Origin of the sequence: Aquihabitans sp. G128, from assembly GCF_019048865.1 — a bacterium.
Taxonomy (GTDB): Bacteria; Actinomycetota; Acidimicrobiia; order Acidimicrobiales; family Iamiaceae; genus Aquihabitans.
Window position 1 is genome coordinate 459,217 of the sequence record NZ_CP077604.1, and the last position, 21,540, is coordinate 480,756.

The following is a 21,540-nucleotide window of genomic DNA, read 5'->3' on the forward strand; positions in this document are numbered from 1 at the left end:
GGCTGGTCGACTGGACTTGTCGAGCACGTATTCGCCCATTTTCCGGGGGTCCTGCAGTCTCATGGCAATCGAGATCGAGACCAAGGACTGCACGGCGCTCGGCGACGCCGAGCTCGCCGAGCTCGCCGACCTGTGCGCCGACGGGCCCAGCCGCTTCGAGATCGGCGTGCTGTCGAAGGCCGCCGAGTCGTGGGTGCTGGTCACCCTCGCCCGGGAGAACGGTCGGCTGTACGGCTTCTCGTTCAGCACGCTCGAGCGCATCGGCGGCACGCCGAGCGTGATCGTCGGGCTGGCGTCCATCAAGCGCACGGCCAAGCGGGACACCGTGCTGCGAGCCATCGTCCACGACCAGCTGCGCCGCGCCGTGCTGGCCTTCCCGGACGAGGACGTGCTCATCGGCACCCGCTTCGCCTCGGTGTCGGGCTACGACGCCTTCAAGGCCCTGCAGGACATCGTGCCCCGCCCGGACTACGTCGCCACCGGCGAGGAGCGGGCCTGGGGCCGCCGCCTGGTGAAGCGGTTCGGCATCGCCAGCTCCCGCTACGACGAGCGCTCCTTCGTGGTGAAGGGCGACGACTCGTACCCCGAGGCGCTCGACCACGACTCGCTCAAGCCCGAGAAGCTCGAGGGCTACGCCCAGTTCTTCGGCCCGGTGAACGCCAAGCGGGGCGATGCGCTCATCGCCTTCGGCTGGGCCATGGCCGACGACCTCGTCAAGCTGGCCTAGCCCGGTCCCGGGCCCGGCCCCGCCGGTCCGCACGCGCCATCCGAGCCTGCCGTGGAGCTCGTCGACGCCGTCCACCGCCGACGCATGGTCCGGGCCTTCCAGGACCGCCCCGTCGACCTCGACGTCGTGGTCGGCCTCTGTGACCTCGCCCGGCGGGCGCCGTCGGCGGGCAACGCCCAGGGCAGCGCGTTCGTGGTCCTGGCGGGACCGGAGCAGACGGCCCGCTACTGGGACCTGACCCTGCCCGAGCCGCGCCGCTCGGCGTTCCGCTGGCCCGGCCTCGTGGCGGCGCCCGTCCTGGTGGTGCTCGCCGTGCGGCCCGACGCCTACGTCGACCGCTACGCGGAGCCCGACAAGGCGGCGACCGGGCTGGGCGAGGCGGCCGACTCCTGGACGGTGCCGTACTGGTGGGTCGACGCCGGTGCCGCCGCCGAGCACCTGCTGCTGGGAGCGGTCGATGCCGGGTTGGGCGCCTGCCTGTTCGGCTTGTTCGACCACGAGCCCGGGGTGGCCGCCGAGCTCGGCGTCCCGGACGGCTGGCGGCTGGTGGCCACGATCGCCCTGGGCCACCCCTTGCCACCGGAGGCCGCCGGAGCCGAGGCCGCGGGCCGGTCCGCCGGGCGCCCCCGTCGCCCGCTGGACGAGGTGGTCCACCTCGGGGGCTGGTGACGCTCAGCGCAGCTGCGCCACCAGGGCCTCGGGCGTGGAGACCGGCTCCCGGCACGTGAACTGCTCGCACACGTAGCCGAGCCCGGCCTGGCGCTGCTCCCAGAGCGGTGAGGGGTACGGCTCGCCCCACGCCAGCACCGAGCCGGGCAGGTAGCGGGTCTGCACGGCCAGCACGAGGGCGGGCGCGTCACCGACCACGGCGACCTCCTGGATGCCGCCGACCAGCAGGTCGACGGCGCCGAGCAGGTGGGCGAGGGCGGTGGGCGCCTTGGCGGCGAGCGGCGCGAGCAGGGCCACGATCTCGGTGCCCTTCGCCCGGTAGCGCTCGTCGCCGGTGAGCGCCGCCAGCCGCAGCAGGGCGACCGCCGCCAGGCTGTTGGCCGACGGCGTGGCGTTGTCGAGCAGGTCCTTCGCCCGCACCACCAGGCGCTCGGCGTCGTCACCGGTGGTGAAGAGGCCGCCGTGCTCCGGGTCCCAGAACAGCGCCAGGAGGTCGTCGGCGACGGCGCCCGCGGCCTGGATCCACCGGGCCTGGCCGGTGGCCTCGGCGAGGCGCACGAAGGCGTCGAGGAGGGCGGCGTGGTCGACGGCCAGGGCGAGGTGGCGGGCCCGGCCCTCGGCGCCGTCGTCCTGCCAGGAGCGGAGCCAGCGACCCTCGGGCGTGCGCAGGTGGGTGAGGAGGAACTCGGCGTTCGCCACCGCGGCGTCGATCCAGAGTCGGTTGCCGGTGGCGGCGCCGGCCTCGGCCAGCGTGGCGAGCATCAGGGCGTTCCACTCGGTGAGCACCTTGTCGTCGAGCCCGGGGCGCACCCGCTCCTCGCGAGCTTCGAGCAGGCGTCGGCGGGCGTCGGTGACGAGCGCCGGCTCCGGCTCCGCCGGGTCGCCGTGCAGGCGGTTGAGGATGGTGGCGCCCTCGAAGTTGCCGCCCTCGGTCACGCCCCACCAGGCCAGGACCGGCTGGGTGTCGATGCCCAGCACGTCGTGGACCTGCTCGGGCGTCCACACGTAGTAGCGCCCCTCGACGCCTTCGCTGTCGGCGTCCTCGGCGGCATGGAAGCCGCCGCCGGTGTGGCGCAGGTCTCGCAGGACGTAGCCGACGGTGTCGTCGAGCACCCGGCGGTGGCGGTCGTCGCCGGTGACCTGCCACGCGTGGAGGTAGGCCCGGGCGAGCAGCGCCTGGTCGTAGAGCATCTTCTCGAAGTGGGGGACCAGCCAGCGCTCGTCGACCGAGTAGCGGGCGAAGCCGCCGCCCAGGTGGTCGTGGATCCCGCCGGCGGCCATGGCGTCGAGCGCGCCGACCGCGGCGGCGAGGGCCTCGGCGTCGCCGCCGCTGCGCTGGTGGCGGCGCAGCAGCAGCTCGACGGCCATGGTCTGCGGGAACTTGGGAGCCGACCCGAAGCCGCCGTGCCGGGGGTCGTGCTGGGCCACCAGCTGGTCCCGAGCGTGCTGCAGCAGCCCGGCGTCGACACCGCCGCCCTCGCCGGGGGGAGCGGCCTGCTCGAGGTGGGCCGTGATCTGGTCCGCCTGCTCGAGCAGCTGCTCGCGGCGCTCGGTCCACGCCTCGTGGACCGCCCGGCACACCTGCAGGAAGCTCGGCCGGCCCGGTGCGGCCTCCGGGGGGAAGTAGGTGCCGGTGAAGAACGGCTTGCCGTCGGGGGTGGTGAAGGCCGTGAGCGGCCAGCCGCCCGCCCCGGTCATGGCCTGGACGGCGTCCATGTAGACGGCGTCGACGTCAGGTCGCTCCTCGCGATCGACCTTGATGCACACGAACAGCTCGTTGAGCACCGCCGCGGTGTCGGGGTCCTCGAAGGACTCGTGGGCCATCACGTGGCACCAGTGGCACGCCGAGTAGCCGATGGACACGAGCAGCGGCCGGTCGGTGGCACGGGCGGTGGCGAAGGCCTCCTCGCCCCACGGGTGCCAGTCGACGGGGTTCTCGGCGTGCTGGCGCAGGTAGGGGGACAGCTCGGACGCGAGGCGGTTCACGGAGGGCACGGTACGGCTGCTACCCGGTGGGCGCCGGGACCAACCGGACATCTCCTCAGCCGATGAGGTCCATCGCGTGAATCGGGTGTGACGATTCTCACGTGACGGTTGGGTTACGAAATGCTCGATTCCGTGACAGACTCGCCGACACCAATGGCACAGCCCGTGTGGACGCACGCCGTCCCCGCTGCGCCCTTCCGCTTCCGTTAGGAGCCCCACCGAAAATGCAACGTCGTTCCGCGCGCCTCCAGGGCGCCGACCAACCTCCGAGTACCTCCGGCACGCCCTCGCGGCGTGCCTCACGCTGGCCCCTGCCGGTCGGCGTCGTGGCGGTGGCCGGCCTGGCGATCGCTGCCCCCATGGTGTCGGCGGAGCCCGCCGCCGCCCCTCGCAAGCCCGTCGTGGCCGAGGCCACCGGCGCCCGGGCGGTGCGGATCGACCCGAGCTCGCCCGGGATCTTCCGCCTCCTCGGCCAGCAGGCCTCGCTCGTCACCGCCGGCTCGGCCGGCAAGGCCGACGCCGCGCTGACCCCGCCCACCACCACGTCGACGACCACCACGCCGCCGACGACGGTGCCGCCCACCACCGTGGCGCCCACGACGGTGCCGCCCACGACCGCTCCGCCCGTCACGGCTCCGCCGGTGACGGCGGCGCCCGCACCGGCGGTCTCCAACGGCAGCACATGGGACCGCCTGGCGCAGTGCGAGGCCGGCGGCAACTGGGCCATCAACACCGGCAACGGCTACTACGGCGGGCTGCAGTTCTCGGCCCAGTCGTGGCACGCCATGGGCGGCTCCGGCCTCCCGCACCAGGCCAGCCGCGAGACCCAGATCGCCATGGGTGAGCGCCTGCGCGCCGCCCAGGGCTGGGGCGCCTGGCCCGCCTGCTCCGCCAAGCTCGGCCTGCGCTGAGCCCCGCGCCGCTCGCCGGCGCAACCGATCGCCGTCGCGCGTCCCGGCCGGCGCCCGCCCATCCGCCCGGGTTCCGCCTGCCCTCGCCCGCTCGTGACGCCCCCACGCCCCCCCCGAACCTTGGGTCCCACACCGGCGCGCGGAGGGGCGTCGGACCCAACGTTCGCCCGGGACGCGCAGACCCCTTCGAACTTTGGGTCCCACACCGGCTCGCGCGGGGGCGTCGGACCCAAAGTTCCTGGGGTGGGGGCGAGGGGGTGGGCGCGCACGGACGAGCCCGCAAACTTGACCCAAGAGGTCGGGTATTCCTATTGTCCCGCAAGCCGGTGGGAAATGTCGGCGCAGGGTCGGAGCGGTTCCGGCCCGGGGACAGAAGGACGAACGAGCGATGAAGATGCGGATCCGGGCAGCGTTGGCCGTCGGTGTGGTGGGCGCGATGGCGTTGGCCGCGTGCGGCGGTGGTTCGGCCAGCGAGGGTGGCTCCGGCGACGGGTCGGGGTCGAGCACCAAGCTGTCGATCGTCGGCTTCGCGGTGCCCAAGTCGGCCAACGACGCGGCCCAGGCGGCCTTCGCCAAGACCCCCGAGGGCAAGGGCACCTCGTGGAAGAAGTCCTACGGCCCCTCCGGCGACCAGGCCCGGGCCGTGATCGCCGGCCTCAAGGCCGACTACGTGCACCTGTCGCTGGAGGGCGACGTCCAGAAGCTGGCCGACGAGGGCATCGTGGCCAAGGACTGGAAGGACGGGCCCAACAAGGGCATCGTCTCCCGCTCGGTGGTGGTCATCGCCGTCCGCAAGGGCAACCCGGAGAAGATCAAGGGCTGGGACGACATCGTCAAGGGCGACATCGAGATCGTCACGCCGAACCCCGGCTCCTCGGGCTCGGCCCGGTGGAACATCCTGGCCGCCTACGGCCACGTGCTCGCCCAGGGCGGCAGCGAGGCCGACGCCAAGGCGTACCTCACCAAGTTCTTCGAGCACGTCGTCGCCCTGCCGGGCGGTGGCCGCGACGCCACCACCGCGTTCACCGGTGGCACCGGCGACGTCCTGATCTCCTACGAGAACGAGGCCATCCTGGCCCGCCAGAGCGGCGAGGACTTCGACTACATCGTCCCGGACCAGACCCTGCTCATCGAGAACCCCGGCGCCGTGACGGTCGACAGCAGCCCGAAGGCCCAGGCCTACCTGGACTTCGTGCTCTCGAAGGCCGGGCAGACCGAGTTCGTGAAGAAGGGCTTCCGACCCCTCGTCGACGGCATCGACGTCGAGGTCGAGGGCGCCAACGACCCGTCCGACCCCTTCCCGACGCCCAAGGACCTGCTCACCATCGACGGCGACTTCGGGGGCTGGAAGGCCGCCGGCGACAAGTTCTTCGACGAGGAGAAGGGCCTGGTCCCGGCGATCCAGAAGGCGACCGGCAAGTCGTGACCGCGGTCGACGTGGCGGCGCCGGCGCGGACCGCGCGCCGGCGCCGCTCCGGTCGGGCCAACGGGCTCACCGCCACCTCGGGGCTCGGCCTCGGGGTGTCGGTGATCTGGTTCAGCCTCCTGGTGCTCATCCCGTTGAGCGCGGTGCTGGTGAAGACCTCCGAGGGCGGGTGGTCGGGCTTCTGGACCACCATCTCCAACGAGCAGACCGCCGCCGCCCTGCGCCTCACCGTGGGCCAGGCGCTGCTGGTGACCGTGGTCAACGTCTTCATGGGCACGCTCATCGCCTGGGTCCTGGTGCGCGACGAGTTCTTCGGCAAGCGCGCCCTCGAGGTCGTCATCGACATCCCGTTCGCCCTGCCGACCATCGTGGCGGGCCTGGTCCTGCTCTCGCTCTACGGGGCGAACAGCCCGGTCGGGGTCAACGTGGCCAACACCCGCACCTCGGTGTTCGTGGCGTTCCTGTTCGTGACCCTGCCGTTCGTGGTCCGCACCGTGCAGCCGGTGCTGGCCGAGCTCGACGCCGACGTCGAGGAGGCCGCCGCCTCGCTGGGCGCCAGCCGGTTCACGATCTTCCGCCGCATCATCCTGCCGGCGCTCGTGCCCGCCATCAGCGCCGGCGCCGCGCTGTCCTTCGCCCGGGCCATCAGCGAGTACGGCTCGCTGGTCCTCTTGTCGGGCAACCTGCCGCTGCGCACCGAGGTCACCTCGGTGCGCATGCTCAGCTACATCGAGAACGGCGACCTGGCCTCGGCCTCGGCGGTGGCCACCATCCTGCTGCTGGTGGCCCTGGTGGTCATCGTGGCGCTCGACGTCATCCAGCGCCGGGTGTCGCGCCGTGGCTGACGTGCTCGCCACCCGGCCGGACCGGCAGCCGGCGCTCCCGGTGGGGATCGCCGCCCCCCGGCGCCGGCGGCCCCGCCGTCGAGCCCGCTCGGTCCTCCTGACCTGGCTGTTCCGCCTGATCGTGGTGACCTACCTGTTCTTCCTGGTGGCGTGGCCGGTGAGCCTGGTGGCGCAGAAGACCTTCGAGGACGGGTTCTCGGCGCTCGACACCGCCCTGAGCGACCCGTCGATCACCTTCGCCCTCAAGCTGACGGTGATCGTCGCCCTGCAGGCCGTGCTCATCAACCTGGTGTTCGGCGTGGGCATCTCGCTGCTGCTGGTGCGCTACGAGTTCCGCGGCAAGCGCCTCCTGTCGGCGCTCATCGACCTGCCGCTCTCGGTGTCGCCGGTGGTGGTGGGCCTGGCCCTCGTGCTGGTCTACGGCGGTCGCGACGGCTGGTTCGGCCCCGCCCTCCAGGACGCCGGCTTCCAGGTCATCTTCGCCACCCCGGGCATCGTCATGGCCACGACCTTCGTGTCGCTGCCGCTCGTCATCCGCGAGGTGGTGCCGGTGCTCACCGAGATCGGCACCGAGCAGGAGCAGGCCGCGCGCAGCCTGGGCGCCAACGCCGCCCAGACGTTCCGCCGCATCACGCTGCCGGGCATCAAGTGGGCCGTCGTCTACGGCGTCGTGCTGAGCCTGGCCCGGTCCCTCGGCGAGTTCGGCGCCGCCAAGATCGTGTCGGGCAACTTCGAGGGCCAGACCCAGACCGCCACCATGGCGGTCGAGCAGAAGTACCAGGACTTCCAGCAGGCCAGCGCGTACGCCACCGCCTTCCTGCTGGCCGCGGTGTCGGTGGCGTGCATCGTGGTGGTCTCGATCATCCGCCCCAAGCAGGAACGGAAGCGCTGAAGCCATGAGCATCGAGGTGCGCAACATCGACAAGCGGTTCGGGGACTTCATCGCCCTCGACGACGTGTCGCTGACCATCCCCAGCGGCCAGCTGACCGCGCTGCTCGGCCCCAGCGGCGGCGGCAAGTCCACCCTGCTGCGGATCATCGCCGGCCTGGAGTCGGCCGACACCGGCACCATCCAGATCGAGGGCCGCGACGCCACCGACCTGCCGCCGCAGAAGCGCAACGTCGGCTTCGTGTTCCAGCACTACGCGGCCTTCAAGCACCTGACCGTGGCGCGCAACGTGGCCTTCGGCCTCGAGATCCGCAAGCGGCCCAAGCCCGAGATCCGGGCCAAGGTCGTCGAGCTGCTCGAGCTGGTGCACCTCGACCAGTTCGCCGACCGGCTGCCGTCGCAGCTCTCCGGCGGCCAGCGCCAGCGCATGGCCCTGGCGCGCGCCTTGGCCATCGAGCCCACGGTGCTGCTGCTCGACGAGCCGTTCGGCGCCCTCGACGCCAAGGTGCGCAAGGAGCTGCGCGACTGGCTGCGCCGGCTGCACGACGAGGTCCACGTCACCACGGTGTTCGTGACCCACGACCAGGAGGAGGCGCTGGAGGTGGCCGACGAGATCGTGGTCATCAACGAGGGCCGTATCGAGCAGGTCGGTTCGCCCGACGAGCTCTACGACCAGCCGGCCAACGACTTCGTCATGAGCTTCCTCGGCCCGGTCACCCGCCTCGACGGCAACCTGGTCCGCCCCCACGACCTGTTCCTCGCCACGAGCGACCCGGGCGACGCGTCGGCGGTCGGCACGGTGACCCGCCTCGTGCGGGTGGGCTTCGAGGTGCGCGTCGAGCTCGACGTCGCCGGCCAGTCCGTCCAAGCGGTGGTCACGCGCGCCGAGGCCCGCAACCTGGACCTCCGCGAGGGCGGCACGCTGTGGATCCGCCCCGTGGCCGGCGCGGTCATCGTCGAGGCCACCGAGCGGTTGGCGGTCGGCGACCTCGACGGCATCGACGGCGACGGCGCCGACGCGGTGCCCGTCGGCCGCTGAGCGGCGGCGGGGGCGGGTCTCCCGGCTGCTCGCGCCTCGACCTCCGCAGGTCAGCGGGGTTTTGGTGGTGACCCCTGTCACAGGCGGGTCGGCTGTGCTTCGCTGGTGGGACCCCCGACGAGGAGGAGACCCGACATGCAGGTCAGCATCGTGCTGCAGGGCAAGGGTGCCGAGGTGGTCACCGTCAAGCCCCGAGACCAGGTGGCCGCCGTGCTCGCGGTCCTCGCCGAGCACCACATCGGCGCCGTCATCGTGTCGGCCGACGGCCAGCGGATCGACGGCATCTGCTCCGAGCGCGACATCGTGCGGGCCCTGGCCGGCCACGGCGCCGCGGTGCTCGACGCCACCGTCGACAGCTTGATGACCACGCGGGTGGTGACCTGCCAGCCCGACACCACCGTCGAGGAGCTCATGGCCACCATGACCGACCACCGCATCCGCCACGTGCCGGTGGTGGTCGAGGGCTCGCTGGCCGGCGTGGTCAGCATCGGCGACGTGGTCAAGGACCGCATCGCCGCCCTCGAGCACGAGACCCAGGTCCTGCACGACTACATCGCCAACCCGTTCTGACCCCCTCGCGGGGGCGACGGGGTTCGGGCGGAGCCGTCAGGTCGGGAGGGCCGAGCGGCGGACCTTGCCGAGGGCGGTGCGGGGGAGCCCGGCGCTGAGCACGAGCGCCCGGGGTGCGGCGTGGGCGGGCAGCGTGGCCTTGGCGTGGGCGCGGAGCTCGGCGAGCGTCGGCGGGTCCGCCGGGTCGGTCGGCACGACGTGCGCCGCCACCCGCTGGCCCCACTCCGGGTCCGGCTGGCCCTGCACCGCGACCTCGGCGACCTTCGGGTGCGTCGCCAGCGCGGCCTCGACCGTCGCCGGCCAGACGTTCTCGCCACCGCTGACGATGAGGTCGTCGGCCCGCCCGTCGACCTCCAGGCGACCCGCTGCCGTCCAGCGCCCGAGGTCGCCGGTGGCGAGCCAGCCCTGGTCGTCGGTGAGGGAGACGACGGTGCCGTCGCGGGTGCGGCGGCCCCGGGCGAGCATGGGCCCGGCGAGCGAGATGGCCCCGTCGGCCGCGACGTGCACCTCGGCGCCGGGCAGCGGCGTGCCGCCGTAGACGATGCCACCCCCGGTCTCGGTGAGCCCGTAGGTGTGCACGACGTTGGCCGGGCGGACGGTGGGGTCGGCCGAGCCGCCCAGCACGACCCAGCGGTAGGGGCTGGGGTCGATCCGATCGAGGGTGGTGGGCACCAGCGAGGTGAGGGTGGTGCCGAGCGTGCGGGGGGCGTCGGCCACGGTCGCCGCGTCGAAGCCGGGGAGCACGTCGACCGGGGTGTCGGTGAGCAGCGAGCGCAGGACCACGCCGAGGCCCCCCAGGTGGGCGAGGGGCAGGCAGGCCAGCCAGCGGTCGCGATCGGCGTCGACGCCGAGGTGGGCGTGCACGGCCCGGGCGTGGGCGGTCAGACCGTCGAAGGTGTGGACCAGCAGCTTGGGGGCGCCGGTGGTGCCGCTGGTGGCGATGACCAGGGCATCGGTGTGGTGGAGGGTCGGGGCGCCGGGGTCGCCGGGCCGATCGCCGTCGGCGGTGCGGACCCGGTGGGGGCGGGCGGCGGCCAGCAGCTGCTGCGCGCCGGGCCGGGGAGGCGCTGGTCGACGGGGAGGACGGCGTCGCCGCCGTCCCAGGCCTGGCGGACCGCGTCCACGAAGGCCGGTCCGCCCTCCAGGTCGATGGCCACCAGCTCGTGCACGACGAGCAGCCTCCCACCGTTCGCGCCGGACCACGGCACGACCGGTGCGGCGCCGTTCGACTGCCGCCGCCCGGCGGCGGGCGGCCAGACTCTCGGGATGGAGCAGTCGCGGTGAACGTGTGGGTGGCCGGCGCCCGGCCTCGGACCCTGCCGGCGGCGGTCGTGCCGGTGGCCGTGGGCACGGCGTGCGCCGTCGGCCAGGTGCCCGGCGGGCTGATCTGGTGGCGGGCGGTGGCGGCCATGGTCGTGGCGCTCGCGCTGCAGGTGGCCACCAACTACGCCAACGACTACAGCGACGGCATCCGGGGGACCGATGCCGACGACAAGCGGGTCGGCCCCGTCCGGTTGGTCGGCCAGGGGCTGGCCTCGCCGTCCGCGGTGAAGAAGGCGGCGCTGGCCTCGTTCGCGGTGGCCGGGCTGGTGGGCACCGCGCTGGCCCTCGCCGTGGGCCCGGAGCTGTTCGTGGTGGGGGCGGCGGCGATCGCCGCGGGCTGGTTCTACACGGGGGGGGCCGCGGCCCTACGGCTACGCCGGCATGGGCGAGGCATTCGTGTTCGTGTTCTTCGGCGTCGTGGCCACGGCCGGCTCGACGTACGTCCAGACCGGCTCGCTCACCGCCCTCTCGCTCGGTGCGTCGGTCCCCGTCGGGCTGCTGGCGATGGCCCTGCTGGTGGTCAACAACCTGCGCGACATCCCCGGCGACACCGAGGTCGGCAAGCGCACCCTGGCGGTGCGCCTCGGCGACCAGCGCACGCGGCACCTCTACCTGGCGTGCCTCGTCGTGCCGTTCGTGTGCGTGCCGCTGGTGGCCGGCCTCGGGTCGCGGCCGGGTGGGGCGTTGGCGCTGGTGGCGGTGCTGCTGGCTCGCAAGCCGGTCACCGCCGTGCTCTCCGGGGCTCGGGGACCGGCGCTCATCGCCGTGCTCGGCGCCACCGGCCGGGTGCAGCTGGCCTACGGCGCGCTGCTCACGCTGGGCATCGCCCTCACGGCCTGAGCCCGCTCCTCCCGGTCGCGGGCGGCCCTGGGTCCGTGCTCAGGCGGTGGGTGCCCGGCCGGCGGCGAGGCCGACGTCGGGCAGGGCGGCGACGAACGCTCGCACGAGGCTGGCGAAGGCCTCGGGGGCTTGGAGGTGGGCGGCGTGGCCGACGCCGGGCAGGGTGGCGAACCGGGCGCTCGCGCCGGCGCCCGCGCCGAGCTCGTGGGCCAGGCGCTGGCCGAGGGCGGTGAACTTGGCGTCCCGCCCGCCGGCGAGGACCAGGGTGGGCACCGAGCTGGCGGCGAGCTCGGGCCACCACGGCGGATCCATGGTGCCGGTGCCGGCCAGGCGGAGCGAGGACGCCAGGCCGGCGGGGGAGTTGGCCTTGCGGGCGGCGAGGTCGTCCGGCGCCGGGGCCAGGTCGGCGAACAGGGGCTGGGCGAGCCAGGTGCGGAGGAAGGCGTCCACGCCGTCGCGCTCGAGGCGGTCGGCCAGCGCGCCGTCGGCGTCGCGTCGGGCAGCGCGCTGGTCCGGGTCGTCGATGCCGGCGGTGGCGCCCAGCAGGACCAGGCCGCGGACAAGGTCGGGCCGATCGAGGGCGAGCCGCAGGGCGAGGCGGCCGCCCATGGAGTAGCCGACGTACACCGCCGGCTCGGCCGGTTCACCCGGTCCGGGGCTGCCGGAACCGGCTCGGCCGACGAGGGCGGCCCCGGCGGGGAGGTCGGCTCGGACGCCGGCCGAACCGCCGTGGCCGGGGGCGTCGACCGCAGTGACCACGTGGTCGACGGCCAGGTCGGCGGCCACCGGGGCCCAGCTGACGTGGGTCTGGGTGAAGCCGTGGACGAGGACGACCGCCGGGCCGGCCGAACCGGACCGCACGGCGTGCAGCGTCTCGCCGTCCGGGCGCTCGGTCGCGGGGGTGGGGTCCACGCCCGGCATGGTGGCACCCCTGGCCGGTGCGCGTGGCCGCGCCGGCGGCCTGGGTGTCTCATATGCCTCGGGAGGCATACGTGTCTCATATGCCTCCCGAGGCATGCGTCGACGAGCCCCGTGCCGCCGGCCCCCGCCCAGGTCAGCGGCCCCTTCGTCGCGTGCGGCGTGATTGGCGCCGATTCTGCGCAGAATCGGCGCCAATCCGCTCCCGTGCGCGCGAGGTGGCTCGGGAGGGGGTGGCGGCGGGGGGCGGAGCGGCCAAGATGGCCGGGTGACCGACGACGATGCCGACGACGCCCGAGGCCCGATCGAGCCGTCCGACCCGTCCGGCGCCGCCGACCCGTCCGGCGCTGCCGACCCGTCCGGCGCCGCCGACCCGTCCGGTGCCGCCGACCCGGCGGGCGGTCCCGCCGGGCTCGGGTTGGCCGACCCGGCCACGCTCACCGCCACCTTCTGCGCCACGCTCGTCGACGAGTGGATCCGCGGCGGCATCACCGACGCCGTCGTCGCCCCCGGCTCGCGCTCGACGCCGCTCGCCCTCGCTCTCACCGCCCGGCCCGAGCTCGCCGTCCACGTCCACCACGACGAGCGGGCCGCTGCCTTCACCGCCCTCGGCCTCGGCCTCGCCACCGGCCGCCCCGCCCTCGTCCTCACCACCAGCGGCACCGCCGCGGTGGAGCTGCACCCTGCGGTCGTCGAGGCCCACCAGGCCGGCGTCCCGCTCATCGCCGTCACCGCCGACCGGCCGCCCGAGCTCTTCGACGTCGGTGCGCCGCAGACCGTCGACCAGACCCACCTCTTCGGCTCGTCGGTCCGCTGGTTCGCCGAGCCCGGCCCGCCCGTCGCCGCGTCGGCCGGAACGTGGCGCTCGCTCGCCGCCCGCGCCGTCGTCGAGGCGGTCCACGGCGCCGGGGGTCCGGGCCCGGTCCACCTGAACCTCGGCTTCCGCGAGCCGCTCGTCGGCTCCCCGGCCGTCCTGCCCCCCGGCCGCCCCGACGGCGCGCCCTGGCACGCGGCCGGCAGCCGCCGGGTGGCGGTCGACCGCACCGGCACCCAGCAGCTCACTGCCCTGCTCGACGCCGACCGCGGCGTGATCGTCGCCGGAGCCGGCTCGGGCGAGCCCGCCGCCGTCCTGGCGCTGGCCGCCGCCACCGGCTGGCCGGTGCTGGCCGACCCCCGCTCGGGCTGCCGCACCGACCACCCCAGCGTCGTGGCCCACGCCGACGCCGTCCTCCGCCACCCCGCCACTGCGGCGGCCCTTCGCCCGGAGGTCGTCCTGCGCCTCGGCGCCCTCCCGGCCTCGAAGGTCCTCGGCCAGTGGCTGGCCGCGAGCGGGGCCCGGCAGGTGGTGGTCGACGCCGCCGACGGCTGGCACGACCCCGACCGCACCGCCTCCCTCGTGCTCCACGCCGACCCCACCGCCGCGGCCACCGCCCTCGCCCGCCTCATCGGCCGTCCCGCCAGCGCGGGCTGGGCCGGTGCGTGGGCCGCTGCGGAGGCCGCCGCCACCACCGCCGTCGACGTCGCACTGGCCGCCCACCCCGAGCCCACCGAGCCCGGCATCGCCCGGACGCTGCTCGCCACCCTGCGCGACGGCGCCACCCTGGTGGTCTCGTCGTCCATGCCGGTGCGCGACGTCGAGTGGTTCGGCGGCCGCACCGACGGCGTGCGGGTGCTGGCCAACCGGGGCGCCAACGGCATCGACGGCGTCGTGTCCACCGCCGTCGGCGTGGCCCTGGCCGCCCGGGGCACCGGCGAGGCCACCGTCGTGCTCGTGGGCGACGTCGCCCTCCTCCACGACAGCAACGCCCTGCTCGGCGTGGCCGCCCGAGGCATCGACCTGACGATCCTGGTCGTCGACAACGACGGGGGCGGCATCTTCTCGTTCCTGCCCCAGGCCGGCGCGCTCGGGACCGAGCGCTTCGAGCTGATCTTCGGCACGCCCCACGGCGTGGAGCTGCCCGTCCTCGCCGCCGCCCACGGCCTGCTCACCATCGAGCCGGCCGGCGCCGCGGAGGTGGCCGACGCCATCGGTGCCTCGGTGGCCTCGGGCGGGGTCCGCCTCGTGCGCGTCCGGACCGACCGGCGGGCCAACGTGGCCGTCCACGACGAGCTCCAGGCGGCGGTCTCTGCCGCCCTCGATGCCGGGGCGCCCGGCGCCCCCGACCAGCCCTAGGGGCGGACGATCGCCGCGAGCATCGCCTGCAGCTTGGCCCGGGTCTCGATGAGCTCCGTGGCGGGGTCGGAGTCGCCCACGATCCCGTTGCCGGCCACCACCCGGGCGACGGACCCCTCGATCGACGCGCCCCGGATGCTCACCGCGAACTGCCCGTTGCCGGCGCGGTCGACCCAGCCGACCGCGCCGGCGTAGCGGCCCCGGTCGAGGGCCTCGAGCTCCTCGATGACGGCGAGCGCAGCCGCGCGAGGCCGCCCACAGACCGCCGGCGTGGGGTGCAGCGCGCCGACCAGCTCGAGGATCGAGGCGGGCGGGTGCGACAGCCGGCCCTCGACGCTGGTGGCGAGGTGCTGCACGTTGGCCAGGGCCACGACCGAAGGCTCCGGCTCGTAGTCGACGTAGGACGAGAAGGCGAGGAGCCCGTCGTGCACCGCGTCGATGGTGACCTGGTGCTCCTGGCGGTAGGTCGGCGAGGCGAACAGGCTGGCGGCCAGCTTGGCGTCGGCGGCCGGATCGCCCCGGCGGGGGGCGGTGCCGGCCATGGGCTGGGCCCGCACGACGTCGCCGGAGCGGCCCACCAGCAGCTCCGGGCTGGCGCCGCAGAATCCGTCGACCAGGTACAGGAAGCAGTCCGGGTACGCCTGCGACAGGCGCAGCAGCACCGTCGCCACCGGGATCGGCGCGTCGGCCGTGACCACCACCTCTCGCGCCAGGACCACCTTGTCGAGCGCACCAGCGCGGATGCGAGCCGTGGCGGTGGCGACGGCGTCGGTCCACGCCTCCGGCGGCCGCGACGAGCGGACCTCGAACTGGCTCGGGCCGGCCACGGGCGCACCAGCTCCCACGGCGAGCTCGGCGTCGAGCGCCGCCACCGGATCGGCAGCGCCCGCCGAAGCCGGACCCACGGTGGTGACCCAGCGGGTCCCCTCGCGGTCGCGCCCCACCAGCAGCGCGGGGACGACGAGGTCGGCCGGCGCGCCCGGCAGGAAGGGGAGGGCGCCGAAGGCGACCGGCCCGGTGCCCGGTCGTCCCAGGTCGTCCTCGATCGGGATGGCGGCCAGGGTCGCGGCGACCTCGGCTCGCGGCACCCGCAAGGCGACGCCTCGACCGCCGAAGCCCACCCGGTCGCGGCTGAACAGCACGCCGTCGGCCCCGGCCACCGCCAGGAGGTCGACGTCGCGGTCGAGCCGCACGGTGCGGGCGACCAGGCCCGAGGCGGCGCCCACGGCTGCGGTGCTCATGCCCGCGTGGCGGTGATGAGCTGGGAGATCCCGGTGGAGAGGAGCTGGCGGTCGACCCGGTCGAACCCGACCCCGGCGAGCATCTCGAGCATGGCGTCCGGCTCGGGCAGGTAGGCCACCGACTTCGGGAGGTACCGGTAGGCCGCCGCTGCGTCGGGCGAGAGCAGCCCGCCGATGCGGGGCACCACCTTGCCGAAGTAGATGCCGTGGCCCCAGCGCAGCACCGGGTTGGCCGGCTCGGCCACCTCCAGCAGGGCGATCCGGCCGGCCGGTCGCACCACGCGGGCCAGCTCCTCGAAGAAGGGCCCGAGCTCCTTGAAGTTCCGCAGGGCGAACCCACAGGTCACGCCGTCGACGGAGCCGTCGGGCACCGGCAGCCGCAGCGCGTCGCCCTGGACGAGGGGCACCTCGGTGCGGGCGGCGGCGAGCATCCCGTAGGACAGGTCCATGCCCACGGGGCGCAGCCCGGCACCCGCCAGGCCCCGGCAGAAGTCGCCGGTGCCGCACGCCAGGTCGAGCACGGTGGATCCGTGGGGCAGACCCAGGTCGCGGATGGTGCGCTTGCGCCAGCCGACGTCCATGCGGAACGTCATGACCCGGTTGACGAGGTCGTAGCGCGGGGCGACGGCGTCGAACATGGACCGCACCGCCGCCACCTTCTCGTCGCCGGTCGGAAGCGGTTCGATCTCGGTGCGGGCCATGGCCCGATGGTACGGCCGCCCTGCGGGGAGCGGCGAAGCCGCCGACGGCCCGGCGCTACGGTCGCCCGCCATGGCCGCCCGCACCGTGATCCTCCTGCCGCCGTCCGAGGGCAAGGCCCCCGGCGGGCGGGGGGCGCCGTGGGCACCGGGGCGCCTCGTCCTGCCTGAGCTCGACGACCGCCGGGCCCAGGTGCTGGCGGCGCTGGGGGAGGGGCACCCGGCGCGCACGAGCGGCACCCGGCCGGCCATCGACCGCTACACCGGCGTGCTCTACCGGGAGCTCGACGCCGCCTCGCTCGACGGCGCGGCCCGGAACCGGCTCACCCGCCAGGCGCTCATCGCCAGCGGGCTGTGGGGCGTGGTCGGGCCGCGCGACCCCATCCCGGACTACAAGCTCAAGATGGGCGCCCGGGTGGCGCCGCTGGGCACCCTGTCGGGCTGGTGGCGACCGGCGCTCACCGCCGCGCTGCGGGACCGGGTGGGCGGTGCGGTGGTGTGGGACCTGCTGCCCAACGAGCACGCCGCCGCCATCGACTGGTCCCAGCTCGCCCCCCGCACCCGGGTGCAGGTCCGGTTCCTCGACCGCCAGGGCAAGGTCGTCTCCCACTGGAACAAGCTGCTGAAGGGCTCGATCGTGCGGTGGCTGGTGGAGACCGGCACCAACGACCCGGCTGCGCTGGCCGGCTTCGACCACCCGCAGGGCTACCGGCTCGACGGTGCCGCCTCCACCTTCGCCCGCCGAGAGGTGTCGCTGGTCCTGCGCGAGGGCGAACCCTCAACGTTGGGCTGAACCCGCCGAAGGGACCTCCGATCCCACGGCGAAGGTGACCGGTGTACCTCTACGAACTCGCTCTCGAACTCGACGAGCACTCCACGAAGCTCGCCACCCGCGCCCGGGAGGCCGGACTGGTCGGCGCCGGCCCGAGCACGCTGCTGACCAGCGCCCAGATCGCCGCGCTGCGAGGCGGCGTGCCCATGCCCCCGCCGCCGATGCCGGCCGGCGCCCCGGCCCCGACGTCCACCCCCGGCGCGCTCACCTGGGGCGGCGGCGCGCCGTCGGCCGCCGCACCGCCGCCGCCTCCGCCCCCTGGCGCCGCGGCGCCGAGCGCCGTCGGCCCCGGCACGGCCGCTCCGGGGGTGGTGTCCTCGTTGGCGCCGCCGCCCGGCCCGCCGCGGGGCGCGGCCCCGGGCGCGCCCGTGGCCCCCGCCCCGTTCGGTCCCGGCGGTCCGAGCGGTCCGGCCGCTGGCGGTTCCTCCTTCGGCGCCACCAAGGTGGCCCTGGTGGTCGTGGCCGCCCTGGTGGTGGTCGGGATCTTCGGCTACTTCGTGCTCGGATCGACCGACGGCAACGAGCGCCGCCGCGAGCTGGCCGCCGAGAACGCCCGGATCGATGCCCAGACCAAGGCCGACGCCGCCGCCGAGGCCAAGGCCTCGCTCCAGAAGCGCTTCACCGACGCCGTCGCCGCCGAGAAGGCCAAGGCGGGCCCCGCGGGCTCCGGCGTGGTGGACAAGGTCGCCTACTGCGGGGCCATCCCGGCGGTGAACGCCCTCGAGTCCGGGCTCATCAACAGCCTGCGGGTCGACTGGCAGGGCGCCATCGCCCGCGCCGAGGCCCAGCGGCCGTCCTGGCGGGCGGCGGTCGACGCCATGGTCGGCGCCACGGAGGGGTCGGCCCAGGCCGATGTCGTGACCTACCGGACCGACTACACCGTCGCCCTCGATCGCATGGCCGCCGCCCGCTCGGCCGCCGAGCTCCAGGAGGTCCTGCGCACCGCGCAGACCCCGGCGCTCCAGGCCGCCACGGCGCGGCTCAACGCCAGCCTCGCCGCGGTCTGCCGCTGAGCGCACGAGCCGGCCGGCGGACCGGGTCTGGCAAGCTCGACCGGTGAGCGATGCGCCCCGGGAGCACTGGGAGGACCTGGCCGACCACCTGGGCTCGGCCTACCTGCGCTACTCCTTCACCAAGGGCACCGAGCAGGAGGTGGCGTTCCTCGTCGAGGCGCTCGAGCTCGAGCCGGGCATGCGGGTGCTCGACGTGGGCTGCGGCCCCGGCCGCCACGCCCACGCCCTGGCCCGCCGGGGGATCGAGGTGCACGGGATCGACATCAGCGAGCGGTTCGTGGCCCTCGCCATCGGGTCGGCTCCGCCGGGCGCCACCTTCGAGCGGCTCGACGCCCGGGCCCTGGCCTTCGACGGGACCTTCGACGCCGCCATCTCGCTGTGCCAGGGCGCGTTCGGCCTGGCCTACGGCGCGTCGGCGGGCGACACCCCGCTCGACCCCGACGGCCTCGTCCTCGACGGCATCGCCCGGGCCCTGCGACCGGGTGGCCGACTGGGCCTGAGCGCGTTCAGCTCGTACTTCCAGGTGCAGTGGCTCGACCCCGACCGGGGCTCGTTCGACGCCGAGCGTGGGGTCAACCACGAGCGCACCGTGATCAAGGACGAGCAGGGCACCGACGCCGAGGTCGACCTGTGGACGACCTGCTTCACGCCGCGGGAGCTGCGGCTGCTCGCGGCGCGGTCCGGGCTGGTGGTCGACCACCTGTGGTCGGTGCGGCCGGGGGAGTACGGGCCGAACCCGCCGGACCTCGACCACGAGGAGCTGCTCCTGGTGGGCCGGCGCCCGGCCTGACCTGGCCCGGCCCGTGCCTCCTCTGGAGCGGGGCGGGGGAGCGGTGGTAGCTTCGTGGCTTCCCTGCGTGCGATCCCGCACGCTTCGCCTACTCCATCCATCCGAGAAGAGAACCTCCCTTGTCCGACCAGACGATCACCGCCCCCGACCAGGACCTCGAAGAGGCCTACGTACCCCGACAGATCATCGCCAACGACCTCGACGTCAGCTTCGAGGAGGCCATCTCCGGGACGCTCGTGTCCGTGGAGGACGGCCAGATCGTCGAGGGCACCGTCGTCAAGGTCGACAAGGACGAGGTCCTGCTCGACATCGGGTACAAGTCCGAGGGCGTGATCCCCAGCCGCGAGCTGAGCATCCGCAACGACGTCGACCCGTCCGAGGTCGTGTCGCTCGGTGACGAGATCGAGGCCCTGGTCCTCACCAAGGAGGACAAGGACGGCCGTCTGGTCCTCTCCAAGAAGCGTGCGCAGTACGAGCGGGCGTGGGGCGACATCGAGAAGAAGAAGGAAGAGGACGGCGTCGTGTCCGGCCCGGTGATCGAGGTCGTCAAGGGCGGCCTGATCCTCGACATCGGCCTCCGTGGCTTCCTCCCCGCCTCCCTGGTGGAGCTCCGCCGGGTGCGCGACCTCGCCCCGTACGTGGGCCGCACCCTCGAGGCCAAGATCATCGAGCTCGACAAGAACCGCAACAACGTGGTCCTGTCCCGCCGTGCCTGGCTCGAGGAGACCCAGAAGGAGCAGCGCGAGGAGTTCCTCGAGAACCTCAAGCCCGGCGAGATCCGCTCCGGCGTGGTGTCGAGCGTCGTGAACTTCGGCGCCTTCGTCGACCTCGGCGGCATGGACGGCCTCGTCCACGTGTCCGAGCTGTCCTGGAAGCACGTCGACCACCCCGGCTCCGTCGTGGCCGTCGGCGACGAGATCACCGTGCAGGTGCTCGAGGTCGACCTCGACCGGGAGCGCATCAGCCTCTCGCTCAAGGCCACCCAGCAGGATCCGTGGCAGGAGTTCGCCGGCAGCCACCGCGTGGGCGAGCTGGTCTACGGCCGGGTCACCAAGCTGGTGCCCTTCGGCTCCTTCGTCCAGGTGGGCGACGGCATCGAGGGCCTGGTCCACATCTCGGAGATGTCGGCGCACCACGTCGACCTCCCCGAGCAGGTCGTCACCCCCGGCGAGGAGCTGTGGGTCAAGATCATCGACCTCGACCTCCAGCGTCGCCGGATCAGCCTGTCGATCAAGCAGGCCGCCGAGGGCGGCGTCGTGTCCGCCGAGTACCAGGAGCACTTCGGCGAGCACGCCTACGACGAAGAGGGCAACTACATCGGCGGCGACTCGTCGGAGGCCCAGGAGGCCTGGGCCGAGTACTACGCCGAGCACCCCGAGGCCCTCGAGGCCGGCACCGAGGCTGCGGCCGAGGGCGAAGCCGCCGTCGAGGAGGCCACCGAGGTCGTCGCCGAGGAGGCGGCCGAGGCTGCGGCCGACGACGCCGCCGCCGAGGCCCCGGAGGCCGACGCCGAGGCCTGAGCCCAGCGCCAGCAACGGTTTGCACCGGCCCCGCCCTTCCGGGCGGGGCCGGTCCGCGTCCGGAAGCGGACAAATTCCCCCCCCTGAAACCCTTGCCCGCCCGGAACGACGGCCGAAAGGTACCCGTCGCCAGACGGCCCCTCGTGGGGTCAGTCGTTTCCAGTCAGGGGTTCCACGGTGAGCCAACGCCGGACTCTCATCCTCGCCGCCGCAATCGTCATCGGTGCTCTCGCGTCGTTCCTCGTGTGGAACTACGTCAACGGCGTCCAGGACGAGGCCTACAGCAACGCCGAACAGGTGCCCGTGTACCTGGTCAAGCAGGCGGTCCCCCGCGGGACCCCCGGGCTGCAGGCCCAGGCCTACATCGCCAAGGAGAACATCCCCCGGAAGTTCAAGCCGGGCAACGCGATCACCAACATCGAGGACATCACCGGCAAGATCGCCGTGAGCGACCTGGTGCCCAACCAGGTCGTGGTGGCCGACATGTTCGTCGACGCCTCCGACCCGGCGGCCCGGGCGTCGTTCAGCGAGAAGCTGGCCCGGATCCGCAACAAGGACCAGGTGGCCGTCACGATCAGCCTCGACCAGGTGCGCGGCGTGGCCGGGCTCATCGCCCCCGGCGACTTCGTCAACATCATGGTCACCCAGGTGGTCCAGGTCGGCAACACGAGCGACGGCGCCACCTCCGCGGACACCTCCAACGAGTCCGGTGATCGCCTCTTCGCCCAGCAGGCCCGCTTCCTCTACCAGAAGGTCGAGGTGCTGGCCGTCGGCCAGACGGCGGTGCCCGAGGCCGGCGCCACCACCGACACCGCGGCCGACGCCGCCGCCGCAGCGGCGACCAACTCCGGGATGATCACGGTGATCGTGCCCACCAAGGCCGCCCAGTACATCGCCTCGGTGCCGCCGGAGCAGCTGTACCTGGTGCTGGTGGCCCGGGACTACAAGCCCGTCGCCCAGGACCCGATCGACCTCAACGCCCTGCTGCCGGGCGAGGATCCCAGCCAGCTGACGCCCTACGGCAAGGACGGGCCCGAGAGCTCGAACTGAGCCGTCGGCGGTCCGACCGCAGGTCCCTCCCTCCCCCCTCCCACGTTCGGACACCCACCATGAGCGAGTACCTTTGGGCA

19 protein-coding genes and 1 pseudogene are annotated in these 21,540 nt (G+C 74.2%); 15 read left to right on the top strand and 5 right to left on the bottom strand.

The window, feature by feature from the left end:
* The first annotated feature begins 61 nt into the window (after positions 1-61).
* Together KSP35_RS02130 and KSP35_RS02135 are read left to right on the top strand one after the other, a co-directional pair.
* Entirely contained in the window at positions 62-727 is a 666-nt protein-coding gene (locus KSP35_RS02130; protein ID WP_216998601.1) for a hypothetical protein, read from the top strand.
* A gap of 51 nt (positions 728-778) precedes the next feature.
* Entirely contained in the window at positions 779-1,396 is a 618-nt protein-coding gene (locus KSP35_RS02135; protein ID WP_216998602.1) for a nitroreductase family protein, read from the top strand.
* A 3-nt stretch (positions 1,397-1,399) separates the two neighbouring features.
* Here KSP35_RS02135 and KSP35_RS02140 read toward each other — a convergent pair whose 3' ends face one another.
* The gene (locus KSP35_RS02140) at positions 1,400-3,382 is read right to left on the bottom strand and encodes a thioredoxin domain-containing protein (protein ID WP_216998603.1); all 1,983 of its coding nucleotides are present in this window, start codon (positions 3,380-3,382) and stop codon (positions 1,400-1,402) included.
* A gap of 326 nt (positions 3,383-3,708) precedes the next feature.
* Here KSP35_RS02140 and KSP35_RS25165 point away from each other — a divergent pair, with 326 nt between their 5' ends.
* The 6 genes from KSP35_RS25165 to KSP35_RS02170 all read left to right on the top strand — a co-directional run bounded on the left by KSP35_RS25165 (position 3,709) and on the right by KSP35_RS02170 (position 9,062).
* Positions 3,709-4,293: a transglycosylase family protein gene (locus KSP35_RS25165; RefSeq protein WP_305853096.1), complete on the top strand. Its 585-nt coding sequence runs from the start codon at positions 3,709-3,711 to the stop codon at positions 4,291-4,293.
* Between the two features lie 388 nt (positions 4,294-4,681).
* Complete coding sequence (locus KSP35_RS02150) at positions 4,682-5,719, top strand: sulfate ABC transporter substrate-binding protein (protein ID WP_216998604.1); 1,038 nt, start codon at positions 4,682-4,684, stop codon at positions 5,717-5,719.
* Positions 5,716-6,564 (top strand): sulfate ABC transporter permease subunit CysT, encoded by an 849-nt coding sequence (gene cysT / locus KSP35_RS02155; protein WP_216998605.1) that lies wholly within the window; start codon positions 5,716-5,718, stop codon positions 6,562-6,564. Before KSP35_RS02150 ends, cysT begins: the two co-directional genes overlap by 4 nt.
* A 97-nt stretch (positions 6,565-6,661) precedes the next feature.
* Positions 6,662-7,456, top strand: coding sequence for a sulfate ABC transporter permease (locus tag KSP35_RS02160; RefSeq protein ID WP_371748941.1), 795 nt, complete (start codon positions 6,662-6,664; stop codon positions 7,454-7,456).
* Positions 7,457-7,460: 4 nt separating this feature from the next.
* Positions 7,461-8,492, top strand: coding sequence for a sulfate/molybdate ABC transporter ATP-binding protein (locus KSP35_RS02165; protein WP_216998607.1), 1,032 nt, complete (start codon positions 7,461-7,463; stop codon positions 8,490-8,492).
* A 135-nt stretch (positions 8,493-8,627) separates the two neighbouring features.
* Complete coding sequence (locus KSP35_RS02170; RefSeq protein ID WP_216998608.1) at positions 8,628-9,062, top strand: CBS domain-containing protein; 435 nt, start codon at positions 8,628-8,630, stop codon at positions 9,060-9,062.
* 36 nt (positions 9,063-9,098) lie between these two features.
* Here the strand turns inward: KSP35_RS02170 and KSP35_RS02175 are convergent, their stop codons facing one another.
* Positions 9,099-10,265: a class I adenylate-forming enzyme family protein gene (locus KSP35_RS02175; RefSeq protein ID WP_216998609.1), complete on the bottom strand. Its 1,167-nt coding sequence runs from the start codon at positions 10,263-10,265 to the stop codon at positions 9,099-9,101.
* Between the two features lie 77 nt (positions 10,266-10,342).
* Between KSP35_RS02175 and KSP35_RS02180 the strand changes: the two are divergent.
* Positions 10,343-11,225, top strand: a pseudogene (locus KSP35_RS02180) (1,4-dihydroxy-2-naphthoate polyprenyltransferase).
* Between the two features lie 39 nt (positions 11,226-11,264).
* Here the strand turns inward: KSP35_RS02180 and KSP35_RS02185 are convergent.
* Positions 11,265-12,137 carry an alpha/beta fold hydrolase gene (locus tag KSP35_RS02185; RefSeq protein WP_216998610.1) on the bottom strand — a complete coding sequence of 291 codons (873 nt, stop codon included), beginning with the start codon at positions 12,135-12,137 and terminating at the stop codon, positions 11,265-11,267.
* A gap of 274 nt (positions 12,138-12,411) precedes the next feature.
* Between KSP35_RS02185 and menD the strand changes: the two genes are divergently transcribed.
* Positions 12,412-14,316 (top strand): 2-succinyl-5-enolpyruvyl-6-hydroxy-3-cyclohexene-1-carboxylic-acid synthase, encoded by a 1,905-nt coding sequence (gene menD, locus KSP35_RS02190; RefSeq protein ID WP_216998611.1) that lies wholly within the window; start codon positions 12,412-12,414, stop codon positions 14,314-14,316.
* Here the strand turns inward: menD and KSP35_RS02195 are convergent.
* Both KSP35_RS02195 and KSP35_RS02200 read right to left on the bottom strand, forming a co-directional pair.
* Positions 14,313-15,557, bottom strand: a complete 1,245-nt coding sequence (locus tag KSP35_RS02195; protein WP_216998612.1) for an isochorismate synthase MenF — start codon at positions 15,555-15,557, stop codon at positions 14,313-14,315. The two genes, menD and KSP35_RS02195, sit on opposite strands and share 4 nt — an antisense overlap.
* A complete protein-coding gene (locus KSP35_RS02200; RefSeq protein WP_216998613.1) occupies positions 15,554-16,258 on the bottom strand; it encodes a ubiquinone/menaquinone biosynthesis methyltransferase in 705 nt (234 codons plus the stop codon). Before KSP35_RS02200 ends, KSP35_RS02195 begins: the two co-directional genes overlap by 4 nt.
* 70 nt (positions 16,259-16,328) lie before the next feature.
* Here KSP35_RS02200 and KSP35_RS02205 point away from each other — a divergent pair, with 70 nt between their 5' ends.
* The 5 genes from KSP35_RS02205 (at position 16,329) to cpaB (ending at position 21,460) form a co-directional block, all read left to right on the top strand.
* Positions 16,329-17,048, top strand: coding sequence for a YaaA family protein (locus KSP35_RS02205; protein WP_216998614.1), 720 nt, complete (start codon positions 16,329-16,331; stop codon positions 17,046-17,048).
* Positions 17,049-17,089: 41 nt separating this feature from the next.
* Complete coding sequence (locus KSP35_RS02210) at positions 17,090-18,100, top strand: hypothetical protein (RefSeq protein ID WP_216998615.1); 1,011 nt, start codon at positions 17,090-17,092, stop codon at positions 18,098-18,100.
* Positions 18,101-18,143: 43 nt separating this feature from the next.
* Entirely contained in the window at positions 18,144-18,890 is a 747-nt protein-coding gene (locus tag KSP35_RS02215; RefSeq protein WP_254126938.1) for a class I SAM-dependent methyltransferase, read from the top strand.
* Positions 18,891-19,024: 134 nt separating this feature from the next.
* A complete protein-coding gene (gene rpsA, locus KSP35_RS02220; protein WP_371748942.1) occupies positions 19,025-20,410 on the top strand; it encodes a 30S ribosomal protein S1 in 1,386 nt (461 codons plus the stop codon).
* A 177-nt stretch (positions 20,411-20,587) separates the two neighbouring features.
* The gene (cpaB, locus tag KSP35_RS02225; RefSeq protein WP_216998616.1) at positions 20,588-21,460 is read left to right on the top strand and encodes a Flp pilus assembly protein CpaB; all 873 of its coding nucleotides are present in this window, start codon (positions 20,588-20,590) and stop codon (positions 21,458-21,460) included.
* Positions 21,461-21,540 lie beyond the last annotated feature (80 nt).

What these genes read in the sequence shown, in the direction of transcription:
- KSP35_RS02170 (WP_216998608.1), top strand. Translation starts at nt 8,628, where the DNA reads ATGCAGGTCAGCATCGTGCTGCAGGGCAAGGGTGCCGAGGTGGTCACC.
- KSP35_RS02165 (WP_216998607.1), top strand. Translation starts at nt 7,461, where the DNA reads ATGAGCATCGAGGTGCGCAACATCGACAAGCGGTTCGGGGACTTCATC.
- KSP35_RS02200 (WP_216998613.1), bottom strand. Translation starts at nt 16,258, where the DNA reads ATGGCCCGCACCGAGATCGAACCGCTTCCGACCGGCGACGAGAAGGTG.
- KSP35_RS02150 (WP_216998604.1), top strand. Translation starts at nt 4,682, where the DNA reads ATGAAGATGCGGATCCGGGCAGCGTTGGCCGTCGGTGTGGTGGGCGCG.
- KSP35_RS02195 (WP_216998612.1), bottom strand. Translation starts at nt 15,557, where the DNA reads ATGAGCACCGCAGCCGTGGGCGCCGCCTCGGGCCTGGTCGCCCGCACC.
- KSP35_RS02130 (WP_216998601.1), top strand. Translation starts at nt 62, where the DNA reads ATGGCAATCGAGATCGAGACCAAGGACTGCACGGCGCTCGGCGACGCC.
- KSP35_RS02205 (WP_216998614.1), top strand. Translation starts at nt 16,329, where the DNA reads ATGGCCGCCCGCACCGTGATCCTCCTGCCGCCGTCCGAGGGCAAGGCC.